Here is a 24488-nt window from a genome sequence, read left to right as displayed (position 1 = left end):
CTGCAACTATACTTACGGGACGTTTGACATCGAAGAGCCACAGGAAGCCCGGGGCCGCGGAACGCCAACCGGTGACAATAGTGAGGACCATGATGAGCAACGAATTCACTGGCCCTCTGCCGACTGTTTCCGAGGAATCGGACGACGGGCGGCGGGGCTGGCAAACCGTCGATAAGACGGTTCTCTTCGTTTCGGGCGGCATAATCGTCGTCGTTTGCCTGCTAGGCATTTTCTTTACGGAGCAGGTTACCGAAGTAGCCGGAGCACTTCTCGGATGGGTGACTAGTACCTTCGGCTGGCTGTTCATTCTCGGGGCAACTGGCTTTGTGGCGTTTTCGCTGGTGCTGGCCTTTGGCCGGTATGGCAATATTCCGCTCTCGCGCGAGGGGGAATCGACCGAGTTTTCCACGCTGTCCTGGATCGCCATGATGTTCAGCGCGGGCATGGGCATCGGGCTGATGTTCTTTGGCGTTTACGAACCGGTCACGCACCTGGCCTCGCCGCCTCCGTTCGTTGATGCTGCCCCTGGATCGCCCGAGGCGGCCAACAATGCGATGGCCTACACGCTCTTCCACTGGGGCCTGCACCCGTGGGCTATCTACTCGGTGGTCGGTCTGGCGCTTGCGTATTCCACCTACCGTATGGGCCGCGGCAACCTGATGAGCTCGCCCTTCCAGGCGCTGTTCGGCAAGGAGCGGATCGAGAAAAAGGGCTGGGGCAAGCCGATCGATATCCTGGCCATCATCTGTACCAAGTTCGGTTCGGCGACCTCGCTGGGCCTTGGCGCACTGCAGATTGCCGCCGGCCTGGCGCTGCTGCGGACCGGCGAATTCGAGGAAAATCCGGGGGCAGCGGCACCAATCCTGATCATCTGCGTGCTCACCGTAGGCGTGGTGATCTCGGCGGCGAGCGGCGTTTCCCGCGGCATCAAATGGCTGAGCAACACCAATATGGTGCTGGCTGCAGTCCTGCTGTTGTTCGTGTTCGTCCTCGGCCCCACCGTCTTCATCCTGGACCTGATTCCCGCCTCGATCGGTGACTATCTGGCCAACCTCGTTCCGATGAGCTTCCACTCGGCCGTGTTCGGCGGCACCGAATGGCTGGCCAACTGGACCATCTTCTACTGGGCCTGGTGGATTTCCTGGACGCCCTTCGTGGGCACATTCATCGCCAAGATTTCCCGCGGCCGGACGATCAAGGAATTCGTCCTCGGCGTGCTGCTGGTCCCCACCGCAGTCAGCGTGATCTGGTTCTCCATCTTCGGCGGAGCCGGCATGTATCTGCAGCTCGGCGGCGAAGACATCGCCGGGGCGGGTGACGAGGCGGCCGCCTTCTTTGCCACGCTGCAGCACTATCCGTTCTTCATCGGCGCGGCGATCGTGGTGATGGTGCTGACCGCGGTGTTCTTCGTCAGTGGTGCTGACGCGGGCGCCGTGGTGCTCGGAACGCTGTCCTCCCGCGGCCGCAAGGAACCGTGGAAGCCACTGGTCATCATCTGGGGCATTCTCACCGGAGCGGTGGCCGCTGTGCTGTTGTTCGTCGGCGGACTGGACGCGCTGCAGACGTTCACCATCTTGGCGTCGACGCCCTTCGTGGTGATCATCATCGGGCTGTGTGTGTCGCTGTACGTGGACCTGCGCCGGGACCCGTTGCGGCAACGGCGAATGGGCCCGGTGCGCGGCGCTGTCAGTGTGCCCAGCAACGTGCCGTTTGCGGTGCCCACCACGACGTCGGAGATGCGGGTGGTGGAGGCGGACGAGCCGCGGTTCACGAATGGTTCGGGCGGACCGAACCATCCTGCCGGAGGCCTTCCCGAAGACGTAGGCGACGGAAAGAAACACGGACACCACCCGTAGCTAACGCAATGAGGGGCGGGGCTGGCGCATGTTCGTCGGCCCCGCCCCGCTACTTTGCTGCTCTCGCGCCGAAACCGACTGATGTCTCTTGACCACCGCCCCTGCTGGGTAAACGGTTGACTTGTCTCAATCACTCGCCAGAGGAGAACCAGTGAACAATCCCAGCAGATTATTCGGCGCTATCGGTGCAGCGGCGTTGGTATGCACGATGGTCACCGCCGTCCCGGCCACAGCGGCACCGGCAAAGGCCAACGTGCCTGGCCACGGAATATGCAAGACGTCGGACTCCCCGCAGTTCAGCGGGTGGACCAGCTATGAGGAGCTCGGATCCCGACTTGATCGTATTGAACAGAAAAGCAACGGCCGCGTGGACGTGGATGTGGTGGGCCAGTCCTCCCTCGGCCGCGACCTCTATGCCGCCCGCGTCGGCAGCGGCAATCGCGTGCTGCTCATCCAAAGCGCCATTCATGGCAATGAACGGACCGGAACCGAAGCGCTCCTTGCGATCGTCGAGAAGCTAGGCTCCAGCAACGATGCTGAGACCCAGCGGACACTGGAAGAAGTCACCCTGATTGCCATGCCCATGGTGAACCCGGATGGAGGTGAACTGAATCGCCGCACCAACGTGCAGTCATGGGATGAAGTGGAACGCCTGCATCCGCAGCTTGAAGGGTCCGCCCCTGCTTGGTACTACCGGACGGGCAGCGGCGGCACCGACGTACCCGGCTTTGACTTGAACCGGGACTTCAACCCGGACCTGGACTATGTGCCGAAGCCGGAAGACATGCCGGGACGCCAGGTAGATGCGGGCTTCTTCCTCGCTCCGGAATCCCAGGCCATCAGGGACGTCTATGTTGACCTGCGGGCAGAATTCGGCGAAGTAGACGCCGTCGTCGATCTACACCACATGGGCCCCTGTAACGTTCAGACCGGAGGCGAGCAGGACGGCAAGCACATTTCGGTGGCCTTGGATTACCCGCCGCTGGGTGTCAACGACGGTGCTGCCTACAAGGAGGACTGGCCGCTGCTTGATCAAGATAAGTCCAGGCGGTACGCCTTGGCGGTGGCGGACGGGATCAAGGACAGCTACGGTTCCCAGTCACCGCTGGCAGCTGTAGGCCGCTATCTTCACCCGGAGGAACGTGAATACGCCGGGCAAGGCCGCTCCGCGTTCGCCTTGAACGGGTCGGCTACGGTCCTTTTTGAGGTCCGGGGCCAGTCGAATACCTTCGGCCAGAAGATGAAGGGCATGCTGGTGAAGACGGTCCAGACCGGACTGGAGTCGCTCATTGATTCCATGGCCACCGGCGAGGTGGATACGCTCGACGGTGACGACTTTTTCGAGTACCCGGATTACGGCTGGGACGACTCTGCCGACTGAGCATTGTGAGTCTTAGGCAGCGCCAACACTAACGGCGGCGGACATGGAACCTGCGGGTACGTGTCCGCCGCCATTTGTCGTCGGTTTCCCTTACTCCTGCAGGATGCCGGCGAAGAAGTCCGAGAGTTCCTGGTATCCGTCGAGCGGCAGTACGTGGGCGACATACTGGTCCGGCCGAACCACCACCAAGGCGCCCTGCTGGCGGTCGATGCCGCGCAGATCGAAAATGTCTTCCCCGGGCTTCTGGTCGGGACTGAAGACCTTCTCGTAGTCCTTCAGGCCAAGGGGAGCCTTCCGCGGGAACAGGAAGGACGGCACGTCGTTGGCGTCCAGCACCCGGTGCCCCTGCTGGAAGATGGCGCGGACGTCGAAGACCGCATCGGCGTCGGCTCCGGCGGGCGTATAGCGCCGGACGGGCGAATCTTCGGACTCAGCCAGGAACCGGCACAGGCCGGCCAACCGGGAGTCCGCCGCACCCGGGTGGGCGGAGTCGGCGAAGGCGTAGAGCCGCCAGCGTCCGTCTGCCTGGGCAGTGTGGCCCAACCCCACCGGTTTGGCGTCGGCCAACCGGACAACCGGGGCCGAGTGGAACCGCTCGCCGATCGGGAAACCTTTGGCCAAGTGCTCGTGGGTTTCCTCGCCCGTGATCATTGACGGCGCGTAGTCCGTGGCGAAGCCAGCGGTGAAGCGGCCGGCCTCCACGAATTGCCGTTCCAGCTCGGCCGGTTCCAGGCCTTCGTCACCGGGCCGGTTCGGATCCTTCGGGCGGGAACTGACCGTCTTGGACCAGCGGATGTCGAAGTCGATCAGTTCCTGGGCCACGGCGTGGCGCTCGGCCGAGTAGGTATCCAGCAGGGACTCCGGGCTGCGGCCTTCCAGGACGGCGGCGAGCTTCCAGCCCAGGTTGAAGCCGTCCTGCATGGAGACGTTCATGCCCTGGCCGGCCTTGGCGCTGTGCGTGTGGCAGGCGTCGCCGGCAATGAAGACGCGCGGGGTGCGCTGGCCGCGCTCGTCCGGCTCGACGTCGTCAAACCGGTCGGCGATGCGCTGGCCAACTTCGTAGACCGACCACCAGGCGATGTCCTTCACCTCCAGTGTGTACGGGTGCAGGATGCGCTGTGCTGCTTCGATGATCATGTCCGAAGTGAACCGCTGTCGGGCGCCGCGGTCGGCAGGGTCGAGGTCGCCCAAGTCCACGTACAACCGGATCAGGTAGCCGCCCTCGCGCGGGATCAGCAGGATGTTGCCGTCTTGCGCCGACTGGATGGCGGCCTTGAAGCGGACGTCCGGGAAATCCGTGACGGCCAAAACATCCGCGACTCCCCAGGCATGGTTGCGGGCGTCGCCACGCAGTTCCAAGCCGATCGACCGGCGGACGCTGCTGCGGGCACCGTCGCAGCCCACCACATACTTGGCACGGACGGTTACCTCTTCCGACGGCGCGTCGGCCTTGCTCCTGCGCATGGTCACCCGGACCGGGTAGTCGCCTGAACCGTCGACCTCGACGTCGGTGACTTCCAGGCCGTAGTCCGGTTCCAGCCGGCTGGGGGACTTGCGCATGTGCTCCAGCAGATAGTCCTGCATCCGGGCCTGGTTGACGATCACGTGCGGGTACTCGGACAATCCGTCGGCCACATCCTGGACCCGTCCGCTGCGGACGATCCGTGAGCGGTCTTGGTCATCCGGCCGCCAGAACACGGTTTCGTTGACCCAGTAGCCTTCGCGGACCAAGCGCTCGGCCAAGCCGAAGGCATTGAACATTTCGACCGTTCGGCAGGCCACCCCGTCGGCCTGCCCCAGTGCCAGCGGGCCTTCGCGCCGCTCCACCACACGCGTGGTGATGCCCGGGAATTCGGCCAGCTGGGCGGCCAGCACAACGCCGGCTGGTCCAGTGCCGACTACTAGAACGTCCACCTCCGCCGGCAATTCGCCCTGGCGGTCCGAGCGGCCGTCCGCAGCCGGCCGGAGTTCGGGGTCGCCTGGATGGTAGCCGTCGAGATAAAACTGCATGATGCTCCTGGTGGTTCTGTCAGGCCGTGTTGCCCGGCTCGGTCGTCGCATAACAGCGTAGTGACCGGCGCCACGGATAGGCCAAGAGTTTTCTGTCCAGCAGAATGCTACGCGGCAGGCAGCGCGCCTTCCGCTTGAAGATCGCGCAGCACAGCCTGACAAGTGGCATGGAGGGCGGCGATGACCTCCCTCCGCTGGATCTCGGCGCCGCGTGACAAGGGCGAACTAATCGATACGGCCAGCGCGGCAGCCCGGCCTGCGGTGGCGAGGGGTGCTCCAACCGCTGCGAGATCCGCCTCCGTACGCCCGAGGTTGACGGCATATCCCCGCGCCCGCGCTTCCGCCAGTTCCTGCTGCAGGTTCTCCAGCTCCGCCGCTGCGAGGCTGGCGCCGGTTTTTTGCGCCTGCCGGCCCGTGTAGAGCTGCGCGACCGACGCTGCCGGCAGCGTGGCCAGGATGGCTTTGCCGCCGGACGAAAGATGCGCCGGAAGCACCGAGCCGGTGCGGTTTCCGACCCGCAGCAACTGCGGGCCCTCGGCAGTGAACAGGTAGCGGGCGGTGACGCCGACGCGTTCCACGAGGTTGACGGTTTCGCGTACGGAGAGGGCAAGCGCCTCCAAGTGCGGACGGGCGATGGAGACGGCAGCCCGGGCAGGATCTGCCGAGGAGTCGGAGCGCAGCGCGGGGCCGGCGCAGTACCGCCGCTGGTCATCCTGCAGGGCAAAACCCCGGTATACCAGCATGGCCATGAGCCGGTGCGCCGTGGAGGGGGCCACATTGAGCGCCGTCGCCGCGTCGGTGATCCGCAGCCAGTCCCGCTCCTGCAGGAGCACGATCAGCTGCAAGGCGCGATCGACGGAGTCCACGGCGTAGCCGGGCTTCTTCACGATGCTCATGTTCTGCACAGCAGAAGTTTAGCCCCGATGTGCGGGGCTGGGAGGTGGCGGCAGGGGCCTGGTGGTCGGTCAAGTGCGGACAGGTACGTTCCTTCCGGTCCGTCGCCTGCGGGTCCGCCGCTGCAAACAGCACCTTACCGGTGCTGGGAAGCCAAGTTACCAGCGGGTAGCATGACGGCATGCACCTGATCTTCCGGACCCTGTTGCTGCTTGTCACAGCGCGCCGCCGGCCCGCACTGGGTATTTGGGAATCGTCCTCGCTGCTCTTGCGCGTGCTGCCCACGGACATCGACATCGCCATGCACGTCAACAACGGGATGTACTTCTCGCTGATGGACCTTGGGCGCTTCGAGTTGATGGTGCGTGCCGGGGTGTGGGACGTTTTCCGCCGGAAGGGCTGGTCCCCGGTGGTCAGTGCGGAGACCATTGCCTTCCGCAAGTCGCTCACCCTCGGTCAGCAGTACAGCATTGAAACCCGGATTATCGGCTTCGACGACCGCGCCATCTATTTCGAGCAGCGAATGGTGTCCCGCGGTGAGATCTATGCCCGCGCTTACATTGCCACGCGGCTGGTATCGAAGCAGGGACCGGTCGCGAATGAGGAGATCTTTGCGGCAACCGGCCAGCAGCCGCCGGCTGACTTGGTGCTGCCCGAGTGGCTGCATGAATGGCGGGAGAACAACGCGCTGCCCAGCACCCGCCGTCCTGCTCCGCACCGCTGGGTGCGCTGACTCTGGTCGCCGTCACCTCGTTGCCCTACGCTATGGAGGAGGGAGGTGAGCGGTCATGATCGCAGCACCCGGAGACCGCATCGTCATCAGGGGAAAGACGGTGGAGTCGGCGGACCGGCACGGAGAAGTCATCGAGGTTCGAGGTGATGGCGGTGCCCCGCCCTACTTCGTTCGTTTCGACGACGGCCACGAGAGTGTGGTCTTTCCCGGCACCGATTGCAGCATTGAGCACGCTGCCCGATAAGAGCTGCCACACACCCGGTGTCGTGTGGGCCCGCTGTAGGACACGTCCGGGCAGCCGGACGGGAAAGCTGGCGGGCTAGGCAGCCACCCGGCGGGCGCGCAGGACGCTGTCCGTCACCGTGCCGCTTTCGCCGTCCGGTCCCGTGACTTCGCGCTCAACCGAGTCCACCGTCTCCAAGGTCCAGGCCGGACCATCCAGCCCAAGCTCTGCGGCGAGTTCGGCCGCGGTAGGCAGAGCTTCCTCCGGCTCTGGATGCCTGGACCACGGCGGAAACGATTCGTGGCCGACGATCAGCAGTCGGCCGCCGGGGGAGACTGCACGGGCGCCCGACGCGAGGATCGCGTTCCGCGGAAGCTCGACCGGTGAGTGGAGGAACTGGGCGCAGACCAGGTCGTACTGTTCCGCGGCTTCCCAATCCGCCAGATCCTGCCGCCGCCAGTGAATCCGTTCCGCAACGCCGGCTTGTGCGGCGTGCTCGGCCGCCCGTTGAAGCGCCAGCGCCGACATGTCCAGGCCGGTAACCTGCCAGCCTTGTTCCGCGAGCCAGATGGCGTCAGCGCCCTCGCCACAGCCCAGCTCCAGCGCTTTGCCCGGCCGCAGGCCGGAGAGCTCGCGGACCAGCATGGCGTTGGGCCGGCCGCTCCAGATCTGGTCCCGCTCGGCGTAGAAGGACTCCCAGAACTCGTCGGGGTCCTCCGCATGGCCTTGATGGCGATGTTCCATGCCTCCAGACTCTACGCCGGGATCCCGCCGCGCAGAACGCCCGGCCACCAGCCACAACCCACCGAGGGGACGGGGAAGAAATAAGGCGGGCACCGCCGTCGTTATGCCCGACGTGTGCCCGCGGCAACTACCCTGGGCCATCCCGCAACGAAAGGCCGTCGGCGTGAACGTACCTCTGTCCATCCTTGATCTGGCAACCATCGGCACCAACGAAACCGTGGGCGAAAGCCTGGCCGGCAGTGTGGCGCTGGCGCAACGGGCCGAGGAACTCGGATACAGGCGCGTCTGGTACGCCGAGCACCACAACATGGCGTCGATCGCCTCTTCCGCCACCAGCGTGCTGATCGCCCACGTTGCCGCGCACACCAGCACGATCAGGCTGGGCGCCGGCGGCATCATGCTGCCCAACCACGCTCCGCTCACGATTGCCGAGCAGTTCGGCACCCTCGAAGCTCTGCATCCGGGCCGCATCGACCTGGGCTTGGGCCGCGCACCGGGCAGCGACCAAAACACTCTGCGGGCGTTGCGCCGCGATCCGATGAGCGCCGATTCGTTCCCCCAGGACGTGCTGGAGCTGCAGGGCTATCTCACCGGTCAGACCCGGATCAAGGGCGTGGATGCGACGCCGGGCAAGGGCAGTAACGTGCCGCTGTACATCCTGGGTTCCTCGCTGTTCGGCGCCAAGCTGGCCGCTGCGCTGGGGCTGCCCTACTCGTTCGCCTCGCACTTCGCACCGAACGCCTTGCAGGACGCGGTGTCCGTCTACCGCCGCGAATTCCAGCCCTCTGAGCAGCTCGCCGAACCGTACGTGATCGCCGGGGTGAACGCGATCGCGGCGGACACCAACGAGGAAGCGCAGGAGCAGTTCCGGATTGTCCGGCGCAGCCGGGTCTCGTTGCTGTTCGGCCGGGACCGGAAGTTCACCGACGCGGAAGCCGACCTGATCCTGGACTCGCCGCAGGGCCAGCACGTGGAGCAGATGGTCAAGTACTCGGCCGTCGGTACGCCGGATGCCGTGACGGAGTACCTGGAGGGATTCGCCAAGCACGCCGACGCCGACGAGATGATCGTGGCGTTCCAGGCGCCCTCGGTTGCGCAGCGCCTGCGCGCCCTGGAACTGACGGCGCAGGCCAGCGGCCTGGCCGCCTGAGCCGGTTCGGGCCGAGGGCACGCTGAGCTGCCTGAGCTTGCGCGGAGCTGGCGCCTCGGCCGGCATGGACCCGTGCGTGACCGCGGGCCTGGCGCCTTAGCCTGCACGGCCGGCGTGGGCCGGTTGCCTCGATACTGCTGGAAATGGCGTAATCATCGCCACAAACCGCGACGCCGTTGGGGACGCCCGGTACAGTGGTGCGAGATTCGGATCCGGAGTTTCGCAGGGATAAACCCCTCGAGAAGGAGCAAACATGAGTACAGCCGTCGTCGCGCGCCAGGGTGTTCTGGCCGATGCCCTCGTCCCCAGCACCGCCCTGACCAACACCGCTTTGGTGATCGGCGGCGCCGGCCTGACCGCTGTGATGGCGCAGCTGGCCGTGCCGCTCTGGCCGGTCCCGATCACCGGCCAGACCCTGGCCGTGCTGCTGGTTGGCAGCACCCTCGGCCCGGTGCGCGGGATGCTGGCGATGGCGCTCTACTGGGTGGCCGGTGTCGCCGGCATGCCGGTGTTCTCCGAGGCCTCCTCCGGCCTGGCCGCTGCCGTCGGCCCGACCGGCGGCTACCTGGTGGGCTTCGTGGCGGCCGCAGGCCTGACCGGCTGGCTGGCCAAGCGCAACTGGGACAAGAAGTTCTTGGGCGCCACGGTTTCCTTCTTCGCCGGCACCGTGATTACCTTTGTCTTCGGCATGGCCTGGCTGGCCATCTCGCTGGGCGCCGATCTGCAGCAGACGCTCGAGTGGGGCCTGTACCCGTTCATCATCGGCGGCATCGTGAAGTCCCTGATCGCGGCCGCCGCCATGCCCGCCGCTTGGAAGCTGGCCGCCCGGCTGCCCAAGGACTCCGCCCGCGCCTAGCGGGTTGGCGGCAGGCTCCGCGCCCGCCGCATCCTGACAACTTCACAGCACGACGCCGGTGCCCGCCGCGGGGATTCGTTCCCGCGGCGGGCACCGGCGTTTGTTGGACTCCGAGGTTGGGGCCCGGCGTTTGTTGGACTCTGAGGTTGGGGCTCGGCGTTTGTTGGACTCCGAGGTGGGGCCCGGCGCGTTTTTGACTCCGAGGTTGAGTGCCTGGAGCCGGAGATTCCGATCGAGTGGAGAATAGGTGCCCCATCACCCCATGACAGGGCCATCCCGCTGCATCTTTCCGCCACTGGATTGCTAACGATTTAGCGAGGAGGCGGGTCAGCTAGGCCTCCCTTGTTCTGCGAACCGGATCGGATACGTTGGGAAGGTGACGGCGCGCCAAGGGATCCGGGAGTTTGTGGAGCGGTTGGGCACGTTCCGGACCGGGCCCGCCAGCCGCAACTTCTTCTCTACCGAGCTGCCGGAGAACGCAGCACGCCGGCACAACGTCACCCGCTACTTTGAGCAAATGCTGGAACGCCGGCCAACCGTCCTGCTGGTAGGGGAGGCCCCGGGCTATCGCGGCATGACCGTTACCGGCGTCCCCTTCACGAACAAGGCGCTGATCTCCGGACACGACCCTTTTAGCATGTTCGGTTCGGACAACGGGTACCTGCTGCCGCCGGAGGTGTTGACCGTCCCGGCCGAACCCACCGCCACGGTGATGTGGAACGTGTTGGCAGAACTGGATTTCCTGCCGCTGCTGTGGAGCGCCTATCCGTTCCATCCGCACCAGCCCGGGCGGCCGCAGTCCAACCGCACGCCGTCGGCGCCGGAGATCGCGGCCGGCACGCTCTTCTGGCAGGATCTGGCCCGGCTGTTCAAGATCGACTCGGTGGTCGCGGTGGGGAACATCGGGCATCGGAGCGTGACCGCGAGCGGTCTGGATGTGCCGAAGATCCGCCATCCGGCCCATGGCGGTAAGGAGTTGTTCCGTCGAGGCCTGCAGGACCTGCTGGACACCGGCGTCATTCGGAGGAGCCAATGACGCGGGTGCATCGGGCGCGGATGCCCGGAAGGAGCAGCCCGGATCTGCGTCGAATGGCCAGCCCGTAGCTGCCGATAATGACCAGCCCACGGCCACCGGTATGACCAGCCCGGAGCTTGCGGCATGGCCGCGGCCCAACCCCGCACTCCGCCGCTCGCAAATTTCGACGGCGGGCTGAAAACCCATCGACTGTACGGATCTGGCCCTCCCAAAGATCCCGGAAGGGCCAGATCCGTACAGTCGATTGAAGAGTGAACGGCAGGTGGCTAGACCGCTTCGAGCACGCTGACGTAGTTGGCGATCGCCAAGCCGCCCATGTTGTGCACGGCAGCGCGCCGCGCACCCGGCAGCTGCATGTCCCCGGCGGTACCGGAGAGCTGCATGGCGCTGACCACGTGCTGCGAGACGCCGGTTGCGCCGACCGGGTGCCCCTTGGCCTTCAGGCCGCCGGACAGGTTCACCGGCAGCTTGCCGCCGCGGTACACCGTGCCCTCCTCGATGGCACGGCGGCCCTCGCCGGCGGCCGTCAGCCCCATGACCTCGTACATGATCAGTTCGGCGATCGTGAAGCAGTCATGCACCTCGGCGAGGTCCAGATCCTCCAGTCCCACGCCGGCCATGCCCAGCGCCCGCTGCCAGGCGGCCCGGCTGCCCGCGAAGGCCGTGGGGTCGCGCTTCTCGGCCGGCATGAAGTCGTTGGCATGGCCGAATCCGGCCAGCCGCACGGCAGCAGCCGCGGCTCCGGAACGCGGTGCCTCGGTACTGAGCACCACCGCGGCGGCGCCGTCCGAGACCGGCGAGCAGTCGGTCCGGCGCAGCGGTTCGGCCACCACCGGGTTCTTGTCCGAAAGGGTCTGGCAGAACTCCTCGCCCAGGTCCTTGCGCAGTTGGGCGTACGGATTGGCCACGCCGTTGCGGTGGTTCTTTGCCGCGATTGAGCCGAGCACGTCACCCACATCGCCGAAGCGCTTCTGGTAGTGCTTGGCGGTCTCGGCGAACAGTCCGGCGAAGCCGGTGGAACTCGGCTTGCCGGCCGCCTCGTAATCGGCGCCTAGCAAGGCAGCACCCACCACGTCGGCGCCCGCGTGGGTCATCTTCTCCGCGCCGACCACCAGCACGTTGCGCGCGGTGCCGGCCAGCAGCGACTTTGCGCCCTGCTGCACCGCGGCCGAGCCGGACGCGCAGGCGTTCTCCACCCGGGTGGCCGGCACGTTCGCCAGCTCATCCGAGACCTGCAGCGCCAGCGAGGACGCAAAACCCAGCGGCACCATGCCGGAGTTGAACTGGCCCAGGTAGACCTCGTCGATCTGCCCCGGCTCCAGCCCCGCGTTGGCAATGGCTTCCCGGGCCACGCCGACAATCAGCGATTCCAGCGTCTCGTCCGCCAGCTTGCCGAACGGGGAGTGTCCCCAGCCGGTGAGCAGGATGTCTTTCCCGAATTGCTCCTTCAGGCTCATCGGTGCGTTCCTTCCAGTGCGGCTTCCAGATCGGTCTCCGGGGCCTCTTCCAGTTCCGGCGCGACGGCGAAGTCCGGCTCGGTCTTCTCACGCAGCTCTGCCACGGTGACCCCCGGTGCAAGGCGGACCAGGCGCAGCGAGGGGGCATCGCCGTCGTTCTCAATATCAAAGACCGCCAGGTCCGTGATGATCCGGTCCACAACCCGCACGCCGGTGAGCGGCAGCGAGCATTCGTTGACGATCTTGGGGGTGCCGTCCTTGGCCACGTGCTCGGTCAGCACCACCACGCGCGGGGTCCCGGCCACCAGATCCATGGCGCCGCCCATGCCCTTGACCATCTTGCCGGGGATGGTCCAGTTGGCCAGGTCGCCGGCGCCGGAGACCTGCATGGCGCCCAGCACGGCGATCTTCACGTGGCCGCCGCGGATCATGCCGAAGCTGGTGGCCGAGTCGAAGATGGAGCCGCCGGGAAGCACCGTGACGGTCTGCTTGCCAGCATTGATCAGGTCCGCGTCCTCGTCGCCGTCGTACGGGAACGGGCCCATGCCCAGCAGTCCGTTCTCGCTCTGCAGCACCACCCGCACGCCGTCGGGCAGGTTGTTGGCCACCAGCGTCGGAATGCCGATGCCAAGGTTGACGTAGTCGCCGTCGTTCAGTTCGCTGGCGGCAATGGCCGCCATTTCATCTCGTGTCCAGGCCATGGTTCTCTCCTTCAGGGGTTGGTCTCAGGCGCCGACGACGGCGGGGCGGGGGCGGACGGTGCGCTGCTCGATGTCCTTGACGCGGTCGGACGCCTGCACCAGTCGCTGCACGTAGACGCTCGGGGTCACGATGTGGTTAGGGTCCAGCTGGCCCGGTTCCACGATCACCTCGGCCTCGGCAATGGTGATGCGGCCCGCGGTGGCCACCACCGGGTTGAAGTTGCGGGCGGTGTGGCGGTAGACCAGGTTGCCGTCGGTGTCCGCGGTGTGCGCGTGGACCAGCGACAGGTCGGCCACGATGCCCCGCTCCAGCACGTACAGTTCGCCGTCGAATTCCTGGTGCGGCTTGCCCTCGGCGATCACTGTGCCGACGCCGGTCTTGGTGTAGAAGGCCGGGATGCCGGCCCCGCCGGCGCGGAGCCGTTCGGCGAGGGTGCCCTGCGGGTTGAACTCGACCTCCAGCGTTCCGGCCAGGAACTGCTGGGCGAACAGCTTGTTTTCGCCCACGTAGGAGGCCAGCACCTTGCGGACCTGCCCGGCCTCGATCAGCACGCCCAGGCCCTTGCCGTCGATGCCCATGTTGTTGGACACCACGGTCAGGTCCTTGACGCCGGAATCACGCACCGCGTCAATCAGGTCGGCGGGAATGCCGGAGAGCCCGAACCCTCCCACCGCAATGGTCATGCCGTCGTGCAGCACGCCTGCCAGCGCGGCGGCGGGTCCTGTGGTCAGTTTGGACATCTGCTTCCTCCTCGTTGAGTGCTTTCCCCTGCGGTGAGTCCACTGGTTCCTGCGCTTCTGTCCATCTTGTGGACAACGTCTATCCGGCAGCCTAAAGGTGTTCCGCACGTCACGTCAACGACGTTGTAAACCTTGTATTCACACTATGGACAAGGCCGGATAGACTGTCCACATTGTGGATTCGCTCCGGTGAATTGGCTGCCAGAGGGCGCCCGCCGGTCGAGAAGGGACTCTGATGCCGGAGAAACAAGTGCAGGGCGCCCAGGTGGTTAGCCGGGTGGCCAGGCTGCTGCGGATCGTGGGCCGCGCGCCGGAGACCGGGGCCGCCCTCGGCGACATTGTGCAGGCGTCAGGCCTGACCCGGCCCACGGTCTACCGGCTACTGAACTCGCTGGCCGCGGAAGGGCTGCTGGACCACCACGCCGAAACCGGCAGCTGGCATCTGGGGCCGGAGCTCTACGTGCTCGGCTCGGTGGCCGCCAGCCGGTTCGCCATTGAAGACCTGGCCCGGCCCAGTCTGCAGCGGCTGGCGGACGAGACCGGCGAGAGCGCGTTCCTCTCCATCCGCCGCGGCGACGAAACCGTCTGCCTGGTGAGGGTGGAGGGCAGCTTCCCGGTGCGCTCTTTCGTGCTGCACGAAGGCGTCCGCTTCCCCTTAGGCATTGCTTCGGCGGGGTTGGCCATCCTGGCTTTCCTGGAGGCCGAGGAGATTGACCGGCTGCTTGACGACGGCGGTGCCCGGCTGCAGCGGTTTGGCCCGGCTCATGCGCCGGAAAAGATTCGCAGCAATCTGGCGGCGACCCGGGAACGCGGCTACACGGTCAATCCCGGTCTGATCCTGGAAGGCAGCTGGGGGATGGGCGCCGCCGTGTTTGACCGGCAGGGCCGGCCGGCTTGGGCACTGTCGCTGACCGGCATCGAGCAGCGCTTCCGCCCGGACCGTCAGGAGTTCCTGGGCAAGCTGCTGCTCGAGGAAGCACACAAGCTCACGCTGAAACTGCGCGAGCAGCCGACCACCGGCCGATAGGCTCGAACCCAGCTGGCTTGCCTCGCGCCGGCACCGGGACACAGGAGGAGGATCCATGGCCGAACACCACCCGTTGCGTACCGCCGTGATCGGCTACGGACTCTCCGGCCGGGTCTTCCACGCCCCGTTCCTGGAAGCTTCCGGGGACTATTCGCTGGATTCCATCGTGACGTCCAGTCCGGAGCGGGCGGAGCAGGCAGCAGCCTCACACCCCGCGGCGCGGATCGTGGCGACGGCGGAGGAGCTGTTCGCGGAGCCGGATCTACTGGACCTGGTGGTGGTCGGCACTCCGCCCGGCAGCCATTACGCACTCGCCGAGGCAGCGATCAGCCACGGGCTGCACGTGGTGGTGGACAAGCCCTTTGTCCCGGTCTCAGCCCAAGGCGAGGCCCTCATCGCCAAGGCCCGGCAGGCCGGCGTCGTGCTGTCCGTGTACCAGAACCGCCGCTGGGATGCGGATTTCCTGACGCTGAAGAGGCTGATCGGCAGCGGCGAACTGGGCCGGGTGCACACGTTCGAATCACGCTTTGAGCGGTGGAAGCCGGAGGGGCTGCGGGCGTGGAAAGCCACGGCAGACCCCGCGTCGGGCGGCGGCATCTTGTTTGACTTGGGCGTGCACCTGATCGACCAAGCGCTGACGCTCTTCGGCCCGGTCGCGACGGTCTACGGCGAGACCGCCCGCCATACGCTGCCTGCCCGGTCCGGGGTCGAGCCAGCGGCGGGACCCGCTGCACGATCCGTGTCCGCCGAGTCGGAGCCCGAGTTGGCGGCAGGGGCCGGAGCCGGAGCCGCGGGCGGAGTCGAGGCAGGGGCCGGATGGGGTGCGGACGAGGATGCGTTTGTCTCGCTGCTGCACGAGTCCGGCGTGCGCTCACGGTTGTGGATGAACCTGGTTTCCGCGCAGCCGGTGCCGCGGTTCCGCGTGCTCGGCTCTGCCGCGGCCTTCATCTCCTGGGGCATGGACGGGCAGGAGGCCGCTCTGAATGCCGGCGCCGTGCCCGGAACAGACGGCTATGGCGTGGAACCGCAAGAGCGCTGGGGCACTCTCGGCACGCCGGGCAACATCCACAAAGTACCGTCCGAGCGCGGCGCCTACCCGGAGTTCTACCGACAACTGGCTGCGGCCATTAAGCATGGAGCACCGGTTCCAGTGCAGCCGGCGGATGCCCTCGACGCCATCCGCATCATTGAGGAGATCCACCGGCAAAATCGGGCCTGAGGACTGGTTGCGGCGGCGCCGGGCAGGGTGATTCCCGTCAGAGGCAGCTCGATTCCCGTCAGTCGTTGTGCCGGCCGGTGTACCGTGCCGGAGCGGCGTGCGGGATGTGCCAGCCGTAATGCAGCGAGACCACGCGCAGCCCGAAGACCACGGCGGCCACGCCCACCGCTGCCGCCGTGCCGTAAATCCCGGCGGACCACAACACCACCACCAGCGCCGAGCCCAGCATGGCCGGCACGGCGTACAGGTCGTCCGGGTTGAACAACTGCGGGACCCGATTGGCGACGACGTCGCGCAGCATGCCGCCGCCCACGGCTGTGGTCAGGCCCAGCAACGCGGAAGCAACCGGGTTCATGCCCAGGCTCAGCGCCTTGACCGTTCCGGTGATGCAAAACAGTGCCAGCCCGCCGGCGTCGAAGATCAACAGCGGGCGCTGGAAGCGCTCCACGCTGCGGAACAGGAAGAACACCAGCAGCGCCGCCAGCACCGGCGGGACGAAATACAGCGGATTGTTGAAGGCGCTGGGAACGGTGCCCAGAATCAGGTCACGGATGATCCCGCCGCCCAGCCCAGCCAGCGTGCCCAGGAACAACGACCCGATAATGTCGAACTTCCGGCGGGCTGCCAGTATGCACCCGGACATGGCAAAGAAGAAGGTGCCGAAGAGGTCCAGTACCAAGCCAATGGTCATGCCTGCCATCCAATCATCGCTGCCGCATGTTCTGGTGATCGCCCGCCGCTGCGCCGCCGCCTTCCTGCCAAGCGAGGTAGCGCGGAAGGTATTTGCCCCGGACCGGCTGAGTGTCCGCCGCGGGGTCAGCCGGCCCGTCCGTAGCGGTGCTCGGGCCGCCCGGTGGTGCCGTAGCGCAGATGGATCTCCACCGCGCCGTCGTCGGCCAAAGCGGACAAGTAGCGTTGCGCGGTGGCACGCGAGACACCGACCGACTGGGCCACCTCCGCGGCCGAACGCTGCAGCCCTGACGCCAGCGCTTCCAGCACGGCGGCCTCGGTGGCCGACCGGGTGCGGGCAGCCACCGCAGCTTCGGCCGGATGCAGCGCATGCAGCGCCCGGTCGACCGTGTCCTGATCCACCGCTGGCTGCTCGGCCAACAGCCGCCGGTAGCGGGCGTAGGCGCGCAGCTTCCTGGCCAGTTCCTCGGCCGTGAACGGTTTGATCAGGTAGCCGAGCGCACCGCGGCGCAGGGCTTTGCGGACCGACGGGGCATCCGCCGCCGCGGTCAGCATGATGGTGTCTACGTCGACCTTGCGCAGTAGGTCCAGCCCCAGCGCGTCCGGCAGGTACACGTCCAGCAGGATCAGGTCAGGCTCGTGTCCGTGCACGGTGCGCAAGGCCTGCTCGGCGGTTCCGACCGGCGCCAGCGCGCTGAAGCCCGGAACGGAATCCACGTAGTTGGCGTGCAGGCGCCCGACGTGAAAGTCGTCGTCCACAATCAGTACCGATAAGTCAGCCATGGTTTGCTCCTGGTGATGCGGATTCAACAGTGTCGGGCAGCCGGGCGCAGAAGACGGCTCCGGGGCCGCCTGGCCGTCCGGGATCCGCCACCCAGACATCCCCGCCGCGGCGGCGTGCGAGCCGTCGGATCAGCGACAAGCCGAAGCCTTGACCATGGATGTCCGGCAGTTCTGCCGAATCGGCCTCGGTCATCGGCGAGTCCGCCGCCCACGCCTGCGACTCCGACGGTGCCGCCGCGCCCGCCTCTTCGTTCCGGGAGCCGTTCGCCGCGTCTTCGATCCGCGAGTCGCCCGCCTCTTGGTTCCGGGAACCGCCCGCCGTCGAGAAGCCATCGGCGAAGATCCGCTCAACGCCGGAGCCGTCGTCGCCCGGTGCCACGTCGGCGAGCCCGGGCAGTCCGTCGCCGGAGTCAGCGACCACCAGATGCAGCGTTCCACCGCCGTCGGTCAGTTCGTCCATAACCTCCACCTCCACCCATCGGTCCGGATCGCTGCCGTGCACTGCCGCCCGGACGGCATTGTCCACCAGGTTCCCGATCACGGTGGTCACGTCCTGCGGGTCGGTGACCCGGCCGCGGACCAGGGTTTCCGGACCCACCCGGAGCGTCACTCCGCGCTCGGCGGCCTCCATGCTCTTGGCGCCGATGAAGGCTTGCAAGTACGGATCCTGCAGCAGTTCTGCCTGCTCCGCGGGGTAGTTCAGCGGGCCGGTCTGCATGATCGACGTGAGGTAGTCCTGGGCCTGGTCGGGGTGTCCCGTGGCCAGCAAGCCGGAGATCGTGTGCAGCCGGTTGGCGAACTCGTGCCGTTGCGCGCGCAACGCAGTGCTCAGTGCGCCGACGGCGTCCAGTTGCCTGGTCAGGGACTGGACCGCGGTGCGGTCACGCAACATGATCACCCATCCCAGCTCGGGGGCACGCGGAACATCCGGGCCCGTGCCGGTGCCGGGGCGGTAGCCGCGTCGGCCGGGGGTGCGGCTGGCCTGCACCTCCCGGGCGGAGAGGATCAGCACCCGCGGGCCGACCACCAGTTCCACCGTGGGCGACTGCGGGTCGGCGGCATCAAGCAGGTGGCGCAGCGCTTCCGGCAGGCCGGATTCCGCAGAGCGGGCTTCCTCATAGCGGGCTTTCCCCGGTCCGGGCAGTTGCAGCTGCTCCAGCGGCAGCCCCACCAGCTCGGCATCAATGGTGAAGCCCAGCAGCCGCTTGGCCTCGCGGTTGAATACGGTGATCCTGCGCTCGGCGGAAACGCCGATGACGCCCTCGTCCACGCCCCGCAGTACCGCCTCCTGGTCCTGGGTAAGGGCGGCAATCTCCTCGGGCTCGAGTCCAAGGGTCAGCCGCTTGAGCCGTCGGCCCAGCAGCAGTGAGGCCGCCAGGCCAAGGGCCAGTGCCCCGGCAGTGGTGGCGGCGATGGGCAGGATGTTGCTGGCCAGGGACTGCAGTACGTCCTGGCTAGAGAACCCCACGCTGACCTCGCCCACCACGGCTGCGGAACCGGGGGCGAACACGGGGACTTTGGCCCGCGCCGAATGGCCCAGGGTGCCCTGTTCCTGTTCAGTGACCTCACGGCCGGCCAGCGCTTCCGAGGGGTCGGTGCTGACCATCCGGCCCAGCTCCGCCGGATTGGGATGCGCCAGCCGCAGGCCCGAATCGTCGGTAATCACCACGAACAGTGCCCGGGTCCGCCGCCGGACGTCTTCGGCCTGGGCCTGCAGGGGGCCGGCCGCCAACGCCTTGGCAGAAAGCTGTTCGGGGCCGGCCTGCGCCAAGGCGGCGGTTTCGGTGCGGATGTCGCCCGAGGCCGCAACGGCGCGCGCCACCGCCAGGGCCTGGCGTTCCGCATCTTCGCCCAGTCGCTGGTAGGTCAGCCAGCCCAGGATCACGGCGGAGAGCAGCAGCACCAGGGCCACCACGGCTACCTGCAGGAGCAGCATGCGCGCGGAGAACCCCATCCGCGGACGGCGGTCGCCCCGGTTCTCCATGGTGCCTCCCGGCGCGGCCTCGACGGCGGCGAGCTAAATGAGCAAAACGTGCGCAATAAGCAGTATGCACCTGAACCGGACTAAACCGCCAACCGTGACCCGCACCACCCTAAAGTCTGTAGGGCCGGTCACACCGGCTGCGTTAAAACAAAGGAGTTGCTGTGCTGGTTTTTCTCGGCTTCGCAATGATCGCGGTCTTCATGGCGCTGATCATGACCAAGAAACTGACACCCGTTTTGGCCCTGATCATTGTGCCGACAATCTTCGGCCTTTTCGCCGGGGCAGGCCTCGGTCTGGGCGACATGGTCCTCGAGTCGATGAAGTCGTTGACGTCCACGGCAGCCCTGCTGATGTTCGCCATCATCTTCTTCGGCCTGATGATCGACGTCGGACTGTTCGACCCGCTGGTGCGCTTCATTCTGCGCACGCTGGGCAATGACCCGGCCAAGGTAGTGCTGGGCACTGCGGTGCTGGCCGCTGTCGTCTCGCTGGACGGCGATGGGTCCACCACCTTCATTCTCACCACGGCCGCCATGCTGCCGATCTACCTGCGGCTGGGCATGAGCCCGGTGGTGCTGACCTGTGTGGCCGGCCTGGCCAACGGCACCATGAACATTGTTCCCTGGGGCGGCCCGACGGCACGTGCCGCTGCGGCGCTTGATGTCTCACCCACCGACGTCTTCGTGCCGATGATCCCCTCCCTGCTGGCCGGCATGATCATTGTGATGGTGTTCGCCTGGACGCTCGGCCTGAGCGAGCGCAAGCGCCTGGCCGGCGGCAACCCGAAGGCCGCGGCCAAAGGCAAGCCCGACCTGTGGGCGGAAGCCGGGCAGAACAACGACGGCGGTGCCGGCACCTCCCGCGGCAACGCTGGCTCGGTCTTCGGCGGCGGCCGCGGCGGTTTCGGTGCCGGAAAGCCGGTTCCCGGCACCTCCCCGGCCGGCACGGCTCCGACCGGCGGTTCGGTGGCTGTCCTGGAAGCCGAGGAGGACACCGCGGGCGGATCGCTGACCGATTCGGCCCTGGACCCCAACCGCTCCACCCTGCGCCCGAAACTGTTCTGGTTCAACCTCGCCCTGACCGTAGCCGTCATGGTGATCCTGGTGCTGGACGTCGTCCCGCTGGCCTATGTCTTCATGGTGGGCGCAGCCATCGCCTTGGTGGTCAACTTCCCGAACGTCAAGGAGCAGGCCGCCCAGCTGGTGGCGCACGGCAAGAGCATCGTCGCCGTCGTCTCCATGGTGATGGCAGCGGGCGTCTTGACCGGCGTGCTGAACGGCACCGGCATGGTGGATGCCATGGCCGTCTGGCTGGTGGAGATCATTCCGGATTCCATGGGGCCGTTCATGGCCGTCATCACTGGCTTGCTCAGCATCCCGATGACCTTCTTCATGAGCAACGACGCGTTCTACTTCGGCGTGCTGCCGGTGCTGAGTGAGACCGCCGCCCACTTCGGCATTGCCCCTGCCGAAATGGCGCGCGCCTCAATCACCGGCCAGCCGGTGCACATGCAGAGCCCGCTGGTCCCGGCCATCCTGCTGCTGGTCTCGCTGGCCAGCGTGGAACTGGGCGACCACCACAAGAAGGTGCTCTGGCGCGCGGCCATCGTCTCGCTGGTCATGCTGGCAGTGGGCATCCTGCTCGGCGCCATCCCCTGGAGCTGAGCCAACACCACAATATCGACGGCGGCGCCCGGGTCCTGGTCATGGCCAGCCCGGGCGCCGCCGTCGTTTCAAGCCTCGGGCGCCTGTCCCGGGACGCGGTCCCGCGCTAAAACGTTCCGTTCCTCTCCGATCTGCGCTAGGCTCCTCGATATCTTGGTATACCAAGATATCGATTGCTTTCGCACTTGAGAGGAAATGTCCATGTCCCTAGGCCTTGCCCCTGCTTCTCCAGCATCGGGGGAGCAGCAAGTCCACGTCCCACTGAGTCCGGCAGTGCGGGACGCATTGTTTCAGGTCAGCACGGCGACCATCACCACGCAACTGATGTCCCGCGGCTACCGCAACACTTACCTTGAGGGCCTGGCGTTCTCGAATCCGTCGCGTCAGCGGATGGTGGGCGAAGCCTTCACCATGCGCTGCATTCCCGCGCGCGAAGACATCGACGTCCCTGAAATCTTCCAGGACTACGACCATCCGCAGCGCACCGGGGTCGAGGCTGTGCAGCCCGGCCAGGTTCTGGTTGTCGATTCACGCGGCCGCAAGCGGGCGGCGTCGCTGGGCCACATCCTGGCCACGCGGCTTAGGGTCCGGGGCGCGGAAGGCATCGTCACCGACGGTTCCTTCCGGGACATGGCGGGTTTCGAGGATCTGGATCTACCGACTTACTCCGCCGGCGCCTCTCCTACCACCAATCTGGCGCAGCACCACGTGGTGGACGTCCAGGTGCCGATCGGCTGTGCCGAGGTGCCGATCTACCCGGGCGACATCATGGTCGGCGATAGGGACGGCGTCGTGTGCATTCCGCGGCATCTCGCGGAAGAAGTTGCCCGGGACGCGCTGGAGCAGGAACGTCATGAAGAGTTCATCCTGGAGCAGATCGAGGGCGGAGCGCCGTTGCGCGGGACCTATCCGCCGGACGAGCAGATGCGCCAGGCTTACCGGGACAAGCTGTCGCGTTCCGCGGAATGAGCATCCGAGCGGCGCTCGTGGCGGCTGACAAGGTCGATGGAGGCCGAGATGTGGTCACGCATCATGGCAGCCGCCGCCTTGGCATCGCCGCGGTGCGCCGCCCGGTAGATCGCCTCGTGTTCGGCCGCCTCGGCGGCACCGCGCGGCCACCGTTCCCAGAGCACTCCGACGACGGCGAGGGCGGTGAGGTCCTGCAGGCTGTCCAGGGCCTTGACCACGAAGTCGTTCTCGCAACTGGAGTACATGCCGCGGTGGAACCGGCGGTTGGCCAGAGCCTGGCCCGCCTTATTCCCGTCCGCAGCGTGTTGCCGGGCATCGTCCAGGGCCTGCCGCGCGGCGGCAAACCCTGGATCGATCCGGGCGGCGTCCTCAATGGCCCACGGCTCGAGCAGCACCCGCTGCTCATAGATGTGGCGGACATCGGTGAAGCTCAGCCGGCGGACTTCGATGCGCCGGTTGACGGTGGCCACCAAACCGGACCGTTCCAGCACGATCAGCGCCTCCCGGACCGGTGTCTTCGAGACACCCAACTGGTCGGCAATCCTGCGCTCCACGAGGGTTTCGCCGGGGCGCAACTGGCCCGAAAAAATGGCGCTCTTCAGCGACTCCACAATCAGGCCGGAACGGGTCGGCGCCGGTCCCAGGGCGGGCAGCGGGGACAAGGAAACAGCGTCCGGCAACGAGGTCATGCTGGTCAGCTTAGTTCACCTTTCCCGCGACGACGCGCCGGTTGCGGCTGATGAATATCCGGGCGGACAAGCCGTCCCGGCGCACCTACCTTTCCCATCAACCTAAGGAATCAACGATGTTTTCTTTTGCTGAACACAACACCAGGCGCGGTCCGTTCCGTGCCCCGATAGTCATCGCTGCCGCGGCAGCACTGACGCTGACCGGATGTTCCGTCGCCAACTCGGAGGCCGACTCCGCAGCCGGCGACCAGGCACTCCGGCTGGTCCTGCCGATGGAACCGACGACGCTGGAACCGTGCGACTCCTCGCTGGCCTCCACCGGCGTCGTCGTTCGCTCCAACATCACGGAACCGCTCATCGAGCGGGACCCGACCAGCGGCGAACTCCATCCCCTGCTCGCGACCAGCTGGGAAGCGACCGGAGACACCGAATGGACCTTCTCGCTGCGCGAGGGCGTCAGCTTCCAGGACGGGACGCCCTTCAACGCCGAAGCGGCCGCCTTCGCGATCGACCGCGCCGTCAACGGCGATCTCAGCTGCGACGTCGAAGGGCAGATCTTTGGCGACGCGGACCTGGACGTGGAGGCTGTGGACGACCTGACCCTCAAGGTCAGCACTCCCGAACCGGACCCGGTGCTGCCGCTCCGGCTTTCCTTCATCGAGATCGGTGCCCCGACCGACGCGGAAGCCAAGGTGCGCGAGCCGATCGGCACCGGTCCGTACGCGATTGACAGCTGGGATGCCGGGCTGAAGATCACGCTCCAGCGCAACGAGGACTACTGGGGCACCGCGCCCGCCTACCAGCGTGCCGAGTACCAGTGGCGCTCGGAGGGAACCGTCCGGGCCGCGATGGTCACCGGAAACGAGGCCGATATCGCGATGGGGCTGAGCTCTGACGACGGCGCGGGAGAACTGGGCGTCGACTATCCAAACAACGAGACGGTCGCGCTGCGATTCAGCGGCGACATCGCGCCCTTGGATGACGTCCGTGTCCGGCAGGCCATCAACTTCGCCATCGACAAGACCGGCATCACACAGTCGCTCTACGCGGGCAAGAGCGAACCGGCCTCGCAGATCATCCCGCCGGGCGTCGTCGGCTATAACGACGGTCTCGAACCATGGGAATTCAACCTGCAGAAGGCCAAGGAACTGGTCACGGAAGCGAAGGCCGACGGCGTGCCGGTGGACCAGAAAATCACCATCGTTGCCCGGAGCGGACAGTTCCCCAAGATCGACCAGTTGACCGAGGTGCTGCAGGAACAGCTGAAGCAGATTGGCCTCAATGCCGAAGCCAAGGTCGTTGAAACCTCCACGGGGCTGCAGTACCAAGTGCGTCCGTTCATTCTGAACGAGGGTGCCATCGCGATGGTGGTCCAGCACGGCAACCAGGCCGGCGACGCGTCCTTCAGCGTCGACTCCTACATGACGACCGGCGGCCAGATGAGCATGTTCGGCACCGAGGCGTTCGACGATGTCCTGTCCAAGGCCGCGGCCCAGACCGGCGAGGAGCGGCAGCAGGCCTTTGCCGACGCCTTCGCGTACGAACGGGACGAGGTAGTGCAATTTGCCTACATCGCGCGGATGACCGGCGTCCTGGCGAAGGCCGAGGGCGTGGCCTACGAGCCGAACTCGGCGACCGGGGACGAATTGAGGCTGGCCGAGGTCAGCCCGGCAAAGCAATA

General features: G+C 66.7%; 22 protein-coding genes. 12 read left to right on the top strand and 10 right to left on the bottom strand.

The features are described from left to right. Positions 1-89: 89 nt before the first annotated feature. Both ACMX2H_RS09950 and ACMX2H_RS09945 read left to right on the top strand, forming a co-directional pair. Positions 90-1856 carry a BCCT family transporter gene (locus tag ACMX2H_RS09950; protein ID WP_414960341.1) on the top strand — a complete coding sequence of 589 codons (1767 nt, stop codon included), beginning with the start codon at positions 90-92 and terminating at the stop codon, positions 1854-1856. A 151-nt stretch (positions 1857-2007) separates the two neighbouring features. Next, positions 2008-3237, top strand: a complete 1230-nt coding sequence (locus ACMX2H_RS09945; RefSeq protein ID WP_414960340.1) for a M14 family zinc carboxypeptidase — start codon at positions 2008-2010, stop codon at positions 3235-3237. Positions 3238-3327: 90 nt separating this feature from the next. Here ACMX2H_RS09945 and ACMX2H_RS09940 read toward each other — a convergent pair whose 3' ends face one another. Further along, positions 3328-5247 carry an FAD-binding monooxygenase gene (locus ACMX2H_RS09940; RefSeq protein ID WP_414960339.1) on the bottom strand — a complete coding sequence of 640 codons (1920 nt, stop codon included), beginning with the start codon at positions 5245-5247 and terminating at the stop codon, positions 3328-3330. A gap of 107 nt (positions 5248-5354) precedes the next feature. Next, a complete protein-coding gene (locus ACMX2H_RS09935; protein WP_414960389.1) occupies positions 5355-6143 on the bottom strand; it encodes an IclR family transcriptional regulator in 789 nt (262 codons plus the stop codon). Between the two features lie 179 nt (positions 6144-6322). On the opposite strand from ACMX2H_RS09935, the gene ACMX2H_RS09930 reads away from it, so the two are divergent. Then, complete coding sequence (locus ACMX2H_RS09930; protein ID WP_414960338.1) at positions 6323-6874, top strand: acyl-CoA thioesterase; 552 nt, start codon at positions 6323-6325, stop codon at positions 6872-6874. 55 nt (positions 6875-6929) lie between these two features. Then, complete coding sequence (locus ACMX2H_RS09925) at positions 6930-7118, top strand: DUF1918 domain-containing protein (RefSeq protein ID WP_414960337.1); 189 nt, start codon at positions 6930-6932, stop codon at positions 7116-7118. 75 nt (positions 7119-7193) lie between these two features. On the opposite strand, the gene ACMX2H_RS09920 is transcribed toward ACMX2H_RS09925, so the two are convergent. Next, positions 7194-7841 (bottom strand): SAM-dependent methyltransferase, encoded by a 648-nt coding sequence (locus ACMX2H_RS09920; RefSeq protein ID WP_414960336.1) that lies wholly within the window; start codon positions 7839-7841, stop codon positions 7194-7196. A gap of 163 nt (positions 7842-8004) precedes the next feature. Here ACMX2H_RS09920 and ACMX2H_RS09915 point away from each other — a divergent pair, with 163 nt between their 5' ends. The 3 genes from ACMX2H_RS09915 to ACMX2H_RS09905 all read left to right on the top strand — a co-directional run bounded on the left by ACMX2H_RS09915 (position 8005) and on the right by ACMX2H_RS09905 (position 10883). After that, positions 8005-8991 carry an LLM class flavin-dependent oxidoreductase gene (locus ACMX2H_RS09915; RefSeq protein ID WP_414960335.1) on the top strand — a complete coding sequence of 329 codons (987 nt, stop codon included), beginning with the start codon at positions 8005-8007 and terminating at the stop codon, positions 8989-8991. A 253-nt stretch (positions 8992-9244) separates the two neighbouring features. Then, positions 9245-9847 (top strand): biotin transporter BioY, encoded by a 603-nt coding sequence (locus tag ACMX2H_RS09910; RefSeq protein WP_136786556.1) that lies wholly within the window; start codon positions 9245-9247, stop codon positions 9845-9847. Between the two features lie 376 nt (positions 9848-10223). Next, the gene (locus ACMX2H_RS09905) at positions 10224-10883 is read left to right on the top strand and encodes a uracil-DNA glycosylase (protein ID WP_414960334.1); all 660 of its coding nucleotides are present in this window, start codon (positions 10224-10226) and stop codon (positions 10881-10883) included. Between the two features lie 266 nt (positions 10884-11149). On the opposite strand, the gene ACMX2H_RS09900 is transcribed toward ACMX2H_RS09905, so the two are convergent. Genes ACMX2H_RS09900 through ACMX2H_RS09890 form a run of 3 tightly spaced genes read right to left on the bottom strand, consistent with a single transcriptional unit; the run spans position 11150 to position 13782 of the window. Beyond that, positions 11150-12340: an acetyl-CoA acetyltransferase gene (locus tag ACMX2H_RS09900; RefSeq protein ID WP_414960333.1), complete on the bottom strand. Its 1191-nt coding sequence runs from the start codon at positions 12338-12340 to the stop codon at positions 11150-11152. Then, complete coding sequence (locus ACMX2H_RS09895; protein WP_414960332.1) at positions 12337-13041, bottom strand: CoA transferase subunit B; 705 nt, start codon at positions 13039-13041, stop codon at positions 12337-12339. The genes ACMX2H_RS09900 and ACMX2H_RS09895 overlap by 4 nt, the downstream gene beginning before the upstream one ends. A gap of 24 nt (positions 13042-13065) precedes the next feature. Beyond that, positions 13066-13782, bottom strand: coding sequence for a CoA transferase subunit A (locus ACMX2H_RS09890; RefSeq protein WP_414960331.1), 717 nt, complete (start codon positions 13780-13782; stop codon positions 13066-13068). A 235-nt stretch (positions 13783-14017) separates the two neighbouring features. On the opposite strand from ACMX2H_RS09890, the gene ACMX2H_RS09885 reads away from it, so the two are divergent. Next, entirely contained in the window at positions 14018-14809 is a 792-nt protein-coding gene (locus tag ACMX2H_RS09885; protein WP_414960330.1) for an IclR family transcriptional regulator, read from the top strand. Between the two features lie 55 nt (positions 14810-14864). Next, positions 14865-16028, top strand: a complete 1164-nt coding sequence (locus ACMX2H_RS09880) for a Gfo/Idh/MocA family protein (RefSeq protein ID WP_414960329.1) — start codon at positions 14865-14867, stop codon at positions 16026-16028. Positions 16029-16086: 58 nt separating this feature from the next. Here the strand turns inward: ACMX2H_RS09880 and ACMX2H_RS09875 are convergent, their stop codons facing one another. The 3 genes from ACMX2H_RS09875 to ACMX2H_RS09865 form a co-directional block, all read right to left on the bottom strand. Continuing rightward, positions 16087-16719, bottom strand: coding sequence for a trimeric intracellular cation channel family protein (locus ACMX2H_RS09875; RefSeq protein WP_414960328.1), 633 nt, complete (start codon positions 16717-16719; stop codon positions 16087-16089). A 125-nt stretch (positions 16720-16844) separates the two neighbouring features. Beyond that, on the bottom strand, positions 16845-17501 hold the full coding sequence (locus ACMX2H_RS09870; protein ID WP_414960327.1) for a response regulator: 657 nt from the start codon (positions 17499-17501) through the stop codon (positions 16845-16847). After that, complete coding sequence (locus ACMX2H_RS09865; protein WP_414960326.1) at positions 17494-19485, bottom strand: sensor histidine kinase; 1992 nt, start codon at positions 19483-19485, stop codon at positions 17494-17496. Before ACMX2H_RS09865 ends, ACMX2H_RS09870 begins: the two co-directional genes overlap by 8 nt. Before the next feature lie 161 nt (positions 19486-19646). Here ACMX2H_RS09865 and ACMX2H_RS09860 point away from each other — a divergent pair, with 161 nt between their 5' ends. Both ACMX2H_RS09860 and ACMX2H_RS09855 read left to right on the top strand, forming a co-directional pair. Further along, entirely contained in the window at positions 19647-21149 is a 1503-nt protein-coding gene (locus tag ACMX2H_RS09860; RefSeq protein ID WP_414960325.1) for a CitMHS family transporter, read from the top strand. A gap of 201 nt (positions 21150-21350) precedes the next feature. Next, positions 21351-22118, top strand: coding sequence for a ribonuclease activity regulator RraA (locus ACMX2H_RS09855; protein ID WP_414960324.1), 768 nt, complete (start codon positions 21351-21353; stop codon positions 22116-22118). Here the strand turns inward: ACMX2H_RS09855 and ACMX2H_RS09850 are convergent. Beyond that, positions 22085-22807, bottom strand: coding sequence for a GntR family transcriptional regulator (locus ACMX2H_RS09850; RefSeq protein WP_414960323.1), 723 nt, complete (start codon positions 22805-22807; stop codon positions 22085-22087). The genes ACMX2H_RS09855 and ACMX2H_RS09850 overlap by 34 nt on opposite strands. A gap of 116 nt (positions 22808-22923) precedes the next feature. Between ACMX2H_RS09850 and ACMX2H_RS09845 the strand changes: the two genes are divergently transcribed. After that, positions 22924-24488: ABC transporter substrate-binding protein (locus ACMX2H_RS09845; protein ID WP_414960322.1), on the top strand; the 1565-nt coding region annotated here is incomplete at its 3' end.

This window comes from Arthrobacter sulfonylureivorans, assembly GCF_047607445.1.
GTDB classification, from domain to species: domain Bacteria; phylum Actinomycetota; class Actinomycetes; order Actinomycetales; family Micrococcaceae; genus Crystallibacter; species Crystallibacter sulfonylureivorans_A.
Note: the sequence above shows the minus strand (reverse complement) of the source record. Positions and strands in the feature narration are given on the sequence as shown.